This is a genomic window from Photobacterium sp. OFAV2-7, assembly GCF_022347985.1.
In the GTDB taxonomy this organism is placed as follows: Bacteria; Pseudomonadota; Gammaproteobacteria; order Enterobacterales; family Vibrionaceae; genus Photobacterium.
In genome coordinates this window covers 1-6,871 of the sequence record NZ_JAKRFQ010000193.1, presented here as the reverse complement: position 1 = coordinate 6,871, position 6,871 = coordinate 1, and the positions used below count along the sequence as shown (strand labels likewise).

General features: G+C 45.9%; 6 protein-coding genes. 2 read left to right on the top strand and 4 right to left on the bottom strand.

The features are described 5' to 3' along the window. Both MHN01_RS11910 and MHN01_RS11905 read left to right on the top strand, forming a co-directional pair. A partial coding sequence (locus tag MHN01_RS11910; RefSeq protein ID WP_239411549.1) for a methyl-accepting chemotaxis protein occupies window positions 1–959 on the top strand: 959 nt, incomplete at its 5' end. Between the two features lie 191 nt (window positions 960–1,150). Beyond that, complete coding sequence (locus MHN01_RS11905) at window positions 1,151–2,851, top strand: methyl-accepting chemotaxis protein (protein ID WP_239411548.1); 1,701 nt, start codon at window positions 1,151–1,153, stop codon at window positions 2,849–2,851. A gap of 79 nt (window positions 2,852–2,930) precedes the next feature. Here MHN01_RS11905 and MHN01_RS11900 read toward each other — a convergent pair whose 3' ends face one another. The 4 genes from MHN01_RS11900 to MHN01_RS11885 all read right to left on the bottom strand — a co-directional run. Continuing rightward, on the bottom strand, window positions 2,931–4,100 hold the full coding sequence (locus MHN01_RS11900) for a HAMP domain-containing sensor histidine kinase (RefSeq protein ID WP_239411547.1): 1,170 nt from the start codon (window positions 4,098–4,100) through the stop codon (window positions 2,931–2,933). Between the two features lie 86 nt (window positions 4,101–4,186). Further along, window positions 4,187–4,858 carry a response regulator transcription factor gene (locus MHN01_RS11895; RefSeq protein ID WP_239411546.1) on the bottom strand — a complete coding sequence of 224 codons (672 nt, stop codon included), beginning with the start codon at window positions 4,856–4,858 and terminating at the stop codon, window positions 4,187–4,189. 18 nt (window positions 4,859–4,876) lie between these two features. Beyond that, the gene (locus tag MHN01_RS11890) at window positions 4,877–5,929 is read right to left on the bottom strand and encodes an agmatine/peptidylarginine deiminase (protein ID WP_239411545.1); all 1,053 of its coding nucleotides are present in this window, start codon (window positions 5,927–5,929) and stop codon (window positions 4,877–4,879) included. A 234-nt stretch (window positions 5,930–6,163) separates the two neighbouring features. After that, on the bottom strand, window positions 6,164–6,871 hold a 708-nt coding region (locus tag MHN01_RS11885; RefSeq protein WP_304622852.1), incomplete at its 5' end, for a molybdopterin dinucleotide binding domain-containing protein.

Sequence of the window (6,871 nt, the reverse complement as noted above, 5' to 3'; positions counted from 1 at the left end):
ATACCTTATCTACCGGAGAAGCAGACTTAACCTCTCGGATTGAGATTACGTCCAATGATGAGTTGGGAGACATCGGTCAATCGGTAAATAATTTCATTATATACTTGCAATCTATGCTTCTGGAGATTTCACAAGCAACAGACCATATTACTGACGGTATCAAGCAACTTAATGCTCAGTCTGAGCAAAACAATCAAGCCTTAATTCAACATGCCTCAGAGACGGAGCAAGTCGTAGCAGCCATTACTGAAATGAGCGCCACGGCCGATACGGTCGCTCAGAGCGCCACGGATACGGCCGTTAATACCCAGAAGGCCAATGATGAAGCCGTGATGGCAAAAAATGATGTGTTTGAAGCGTCTGGAAGTATGAAGGTTCTGGTTGAAGAAGTCGGTACTGCATCGTCAAGCATTAATACAATGAACGAGAATACTCAGCAAATTGTCAGTGTCTTGGGGGTGATTGGCGAAATTGCAGATCAGACGAATCTGTTGGCCCTGAATGCCGCTATCGAAGCTGCACGGGCCGGTGAGCAGGGGCGTGGTTTTGCCGTGGTGGCCGATGAGGTCCGCTCGCTTGCTGCAAGAACCCAAACCAGCACGGCTGAAATTAATGAGCTTCTGACCAAGCTGCGCCAAGACACCACCAGTGCGGTTGAGGCAATGGAAGTGACGAAATCAAGCTGTGAACGTACTGCTGAAAACGCGGAAAGGGTATCAAACAGCCTGGATGCGATGACCGACTCTATTGTTGAAATCAATGACCTCAGCAGTCAAATAGCAACAGCATCTGAGGAGCAAAGCTCGGTAACCGAAGAAGTGAGCCGTAATATGAACAACATCCGGGAGATGGTGTCTGCGCTGGCTCAGAACGGACAAGCAACAGTGGACAGTACTCAAAGCCTGTCTGCTGCTAACGCTCAACTGGGCGCATTGGTGAGTAAGTTTAAATTGCATTAATCCAATGCAATTTTGTTACCGGCAACAAAACATACACTTCCCATCCCTCATTAAATAATGAGGGATTTTCTGTGCAGATACGACATGGGTTGAGCCAATAAATAGCGCCTTTATCAGAATGAGGGGCTTACTAGGGCAAATTATGAACCCGAATAACATAATAAAAGTGATAATTATTCACTGAGGCTAATATGCAATTTATAAAGAATTTGAAAATTGCGACCAAAATGCTGATTCTGGTCAGCATCCTACTTGTGCTTATGATGTGTATAGCGGGCTATGGATATCTAAAGCTGTCGCAAATTGGAGAAGAGCTGAAAGGCATTACTTCTGAGGATATTCCCCTTACGGATATTGCGACTGTTATTTCAATTCAGCAGTTTGAGTCTGCTGTATTGGTCGAGCGGACGCTAAGGAATGCGGGGCTAAAAGATGCTGACGCAGATAGTAACCTGACACATTTCAGGCAAAGCTTCGCAATCATGAACGCTACGATTAATAACAAGATAGGTGAGGCGGAAAAGCTGTTGGCACAGGCCATGCTGCACGCCACATCAGAACGCTTAAAGGATAAAGAAAAGTCGCTAAGCGCTAGTTTATCTCAGTTACGCTCCCAACATTTGCAATACGAACAGCATGTTGATGATTTAATTAAGCAGGTTGAACGAGGCAACCTGGCTGAGGCAACAAATCGGCTTGCTACACTTGAGTCGATTCAGAAGAAACTTAACCATAATCTGGAGTTGTTCCTTGTTGATGTAGAAGCGATGACTGAAGATGCGTTGCATATTGTTGAAGAACATGAACATGCAGCGATCATCGGTATGATCGTTATTGGTGTGATTGCTATTTTTTTCGGTGCAGCATGCGGGTACTGCTTTACCACCATGATTACTCGTCCTCTGAAACATGCTGTCAATGCATCAGATAAAATGGCCGATGGTGATCTCCGAGTCATTATTAATGCTGATCACAGTGATGAAACCGGTCAACTATTAAAAGCTATGAATAATATGGCCAGAAAAATGGAGATGACCATTGTCCGAATTCTTCAGTCTTCTGATCTTATTGCAACTTCAGCGGCAGATATGGCCGCCGCCACTGAGCAGACTACTCAGGCAATGAATGCCCAACAATTAAATACTGAGCATGTCGTTTCAGCAATGACTGAGATGTCTACAACTGTTCAGCAGGTGGCTGACAATGCGTTAAATACATCTCAGCTGACACAGACTGCCAGTGAAGAAGTCCATAAAGGAAGTCAGGTTGTCGTTGAGAATCAACAGGCTGTGGTCGGCCTGGTTAGCCAGGTTCAGAATGCATCTGGCAAACTTGATGAGTTAAAGCTGGAAAGTAACAATATTGGTGATTTCGTTAACAGTATCACTGAAATAGCGGATCAGACTAACCTTTTGGCACTGAATGCAGCCATTGAGGCTGCTAGGGCTGGAGAGCAGGGAAGAGGCTTTGCTGTTGTTGCCGATGAAGTTCGTTCTCTGGCAATGCGTACGCAGGACGCGACTTCTCAAATTCACAAACTGATAGAGCAGTTACAAAATAAGGCTACATCAGCGGTAGAGGTTATGGAGCTTAGCCGTCAGATGGTAGAAGAGAGTTCGGATAAAGCTGTCATTGCCAGTGAATCTTTGCAAATGCTCAATCAGTCTGTCGATGAAATTAATAGTAAAAATATAGAAGTTGCCACCATTTGTGAGCAGCAGTCGGTCGCTTCTGAAGAGATTAACCAGAGTATCGTCAGTATTAGCCAGTCAGGCAGAGAAGTGCTTGGCGGAGCAGAGCAGACGGCAAACTCGGGTCAGCAATTGGCTGAGTTGGCCGAAGAGTTAAGGGCGTTGATGCAGCAATTTAAAGTAAGAGAACAGATAGGTTAAGAGTAAAAGAAGAGACAAAACCCAGCAGAAGTGCTGGGTTTTTCGTTTGAATTGTACTAGCTCATATCTGATTTGACAGTTATCTTATTGTCTTGATACGCACCTGAAATTGTTCCATATTTTGCTGAATTTCACATTCCCATTGCATTTTCTCGCAGAGAGTTGTTACCAGATACAGTCCGATACCGTAGCCATAGTCATTGGGTTCATTTATAGAACTATCTTGGCTGGCGATTGGGTTGATGAGTGTTAAGCCTGAATCTGGTTGGAAATCAATACTGATATTTCCGTCAGCACTGTATTGCAGGGCATTTCTTACCAGATTTCTTACCAACAACTGCATCAGTACAGGGTTTGCTTCGATAAACACCTCGTGCTCAAACAGGCTGATGTTCACACTTTTATTCGCTGCCAAATATTGATTGCTTTCTATTTCTTGCTTGATGATTTCATTCAGGTCAACTTGTTGAGTCCTAAATTGGGTCAAATCATCAGACCATAGCCACAGCAGGACTTCGCTGGTGGCACACATATTGGCATTGGCCCGCTCAATTTTGTTGAGTTTATTGGCGAGCTTAGGATCTAATTGTGATTTGGTTTTATTGATTAACTCTAATGAGGCCTTGGTAATGGCCAGAGGCGTCCTTAGTTCGTGGCTTAAAACGCGTAGAAACTGTTTTTCTTTATCGTTACGCTGGTTGATTTCTATCATCGAGTGACGAATTTGTTCTGCCGCTTCATTCAATTCATTGAAACGAAAGTCAGGCATGGGGGCTGCGCTGGTGAAGTTCTGATTTTTTGCTGAGATCTGGCGGTTCCACTCGTGTAATGCGTTGATCGGTTTTATCAATGACCAACCTAAGTTGCGTATGACTCCGATGGTGAGTACGACTATGGTTAAAGCCAATAGTGAAGCGATTTCACCAACAGATAGCCCGACCATCTCGTTATTGGACAATTCATAATTGGTATGAAGAACAAAAAGTAGCCGGTCAGCATTGGAATTGTAGTAAGGCATTAAATAGAAGAACTGATCGCCTTGAGATTGAAAGTACAGCTCTTCCTCCTCCCAAGACTGATTTCCAAATACGTGTCGGACAGGTTGGGGGAGTGACTCAAATGTCGGATAGACCGCGATAGAAGCATTACTGGCAGCAGATGTGCCGTGTTCAATGTAGTTTTCTGCCTCTAATGTCATGAAGTAGTGTACGGAATCATCGAGCCCCCAGTCATATACAACAGTGATCATGTAATAAAACACGAGCAATATGACTGAGATTAGCAAGGTAATCTGCAGTGAGATATATCGGCTAATACTACGACTTAACATTGAGCTTAATCCTCTGGCGACGCTAACATCACGCCACGTCCCCGAACGGTAGTGATTAACGAGCTGACCTCAGGCAAGTCGACTACCTTGCGTAATCTGTAAATCAACATTTTGAGTGCGTCTTTGGAAGGCGCCTCGCCACCCCAGATATGGTTCTCAATGTCGACTTTAGATACAACGGCCGGACTATGCTTGGCAAGCATTTCAAGCAATTGCCATTCAGCAGCGCTTAGTGCTAATAGTTGTCCAGCTCGATAAGCTTGGCGTTCCTTCAAATCGAGAACTAAATCGGCAATTTCTATTTTATGGCCCGGCGGTTGAGTACGCTGTGCCAAGACTTTGATGCGCGCAGTTAGCTCAGCCAGTTCGAAAGGTTTGACGAGATAATCATCGGCCCCTTTTTCGAAGCCTGTGAGCTTGTCTTCGAGCTTATTGCGCGCGGTAAGCATCAGGCAAGGTATCTGAATGTTCTTGTTGCGCAGTTTATCCAACAGCGTAAAGCCGTCCATTTTTGGCATCATTACATCAGAGACAATGACTTGATAGGTATTCTCTTCAATGAGGTTGAGCGCCATGGAGCCGTTATAAGCGATATCACAGTCAATGGCTTCAGCTTCAAGGTACTCGATTATCAACTCAGCCAAGTCCATATCATCTTCTACAAGTAGTATCTGCATTGTTGCGGCTCCAATTGATTAGATGACGGGTTGGTCGTTGGTCACACAGTGAATACCGCCCCCGGCGTTGGCAATATCGGAAGTCTCGATGAGAAAAACATCCCGCCCCGGATAGAAAGATTCAAGCTGGGTTTTAAGGCTCGCATTGTACTGTGTTTGATCATCGGCCATGGCGGCAACAAACCCATTTCCGACTAACCAGTTAGGGTTGCCATCATAGCGCAGCACATTGAGCCCGGCAGCCTCTGCATCGTTAACCAACAGATCATCAGTTCTGCTGTCATCAAGAACCGTTACGACAAGGGTATTGTTATTGACAAACCTTGCTGTGCCGTCAATGTGGCCAGTGGTCCCTTCGCCGGGGTAGTGGCCAAAAGCCCAGATGATCGTGTGAACCCCCAGTTTTTCCTTCAGGATTGCTTCATGCTCTTGCTGAGTCATGCCGGGGTTGCGATTATCCTGACAGTCCCAGTTGATCACCAGAATACCTTCTCCGTTAACCTCGACATTACCTTTTTCCAGTATGTAATCAAGGTATTGTTCAGATTTGACATTAAGTTGATTGGCGACATAGTCAGGAATGAGGTTATCTTTGGTATAACCGACGTCGCCGCCAAAGTTGCCACCCCAGGCGTTAAATCCCCAGTTTTGTATCCAGGTGCTAGTTCCGTCAGTGACATAAATCGGTCCATTGTCACGCATCCAGGCATTGTCGATGGGGACGACATGCCATTCGAGGTTTGTTTCTGCAACGCCGAGGCTAGTCATTAGCTGCTGGGCTTGGTCTTTTTCTTCTTGTGTACGGGTAAGCATGTGCACTGGCTGATATTTCTGAATAACTGAAACGATCCGTGCAAACGCCGGGCGCATATTGGCTTCCCATTGATCTGGGTACTGCATCCAAACGGCTGCTTGCGGCTCCCATTCTGCAGGGACTCTTACATTCGTCGTTTTCGTTGAATTCGCAGTGGAATTTGTTGAGGGTGTCGTCGAGTCGGCGGAACAAGCCACTAAACCCGCTGCAGCACACAAGATAGCAATATTGAGAAGTTTGCGAGGAGAACTGAACATAAGCCTTTCCTTTTGTTTGTACCCAATGGACAAGGCTATGCTATTAAAGGCAGGGTAACAGGAAGGTAACGCTGAGCTGTGTTTGTTGACATAGATTGTCCAGACAACAGGACGGTATTAACTTGCTTGATAGCAGTAGGCTAGTAAGTGATTGTTATATTTTGAGTGAATCTGAGTGATGACAAGCCGCCAGATGAAATCGAGCGACTTGTCATTAGCTTTAATACTTGGTGATTAGCATTTCTCAATCGCAACAGGGATCCCGTGGCGGGCGGTTGAACCAAAGGTTACATCACGATAAAGGCTGGCTCCTTGGCGGGTAGGGTCTACGGCGTTAAAGGCATTAACGGCCATGCCCCCTTTTCTTTCTTGAAGCCCAGGTAGGGTGTTGCCGTCTATGGTGATGTCACTTGCACCAAAGGCGGTATGACCATATCCAAGCGGTACCGCTATACAGCCTTTCGCAACGGTATTGTCAGCCTGAACGATGCCTTCAATGAAAGTGCCTTTAGGGGACGTTAATCTCGCCTTGTCACCGGACTTAAGCCCGTGTTTTTTCGCATCAGCTTCATTCATTTGAATAAAGTTTGACTCGCCCAGGGCTGTAATGCCCTTGAGCGTTACAGAGTACGGGCTGCGAAGCTGAGGTTTGAACGTCGAGAAATAGTACGGGTAGTCATTCTCGTTCCAAAGCTCTCGAATGGCGGTGCCATCCCAGAATCTTTGCTTGTCACAGACCGGTAAACCGTCAAGGTATTCGCCAGAGTGGAAGTTGGTAATATGTGCAAGCCCTTCGTTATACACCTGGAACTGCGCGTCCCATCGCATCATCTCGTTAAAGAATTCGCCTTCGTATCGGTTGTCTACCGGGTAATAACGGCCCCCCCGGGTAAACAGGAACATGGTTGGCCCGATTTCCTCTGCACTTAATCGCTCTGTGAG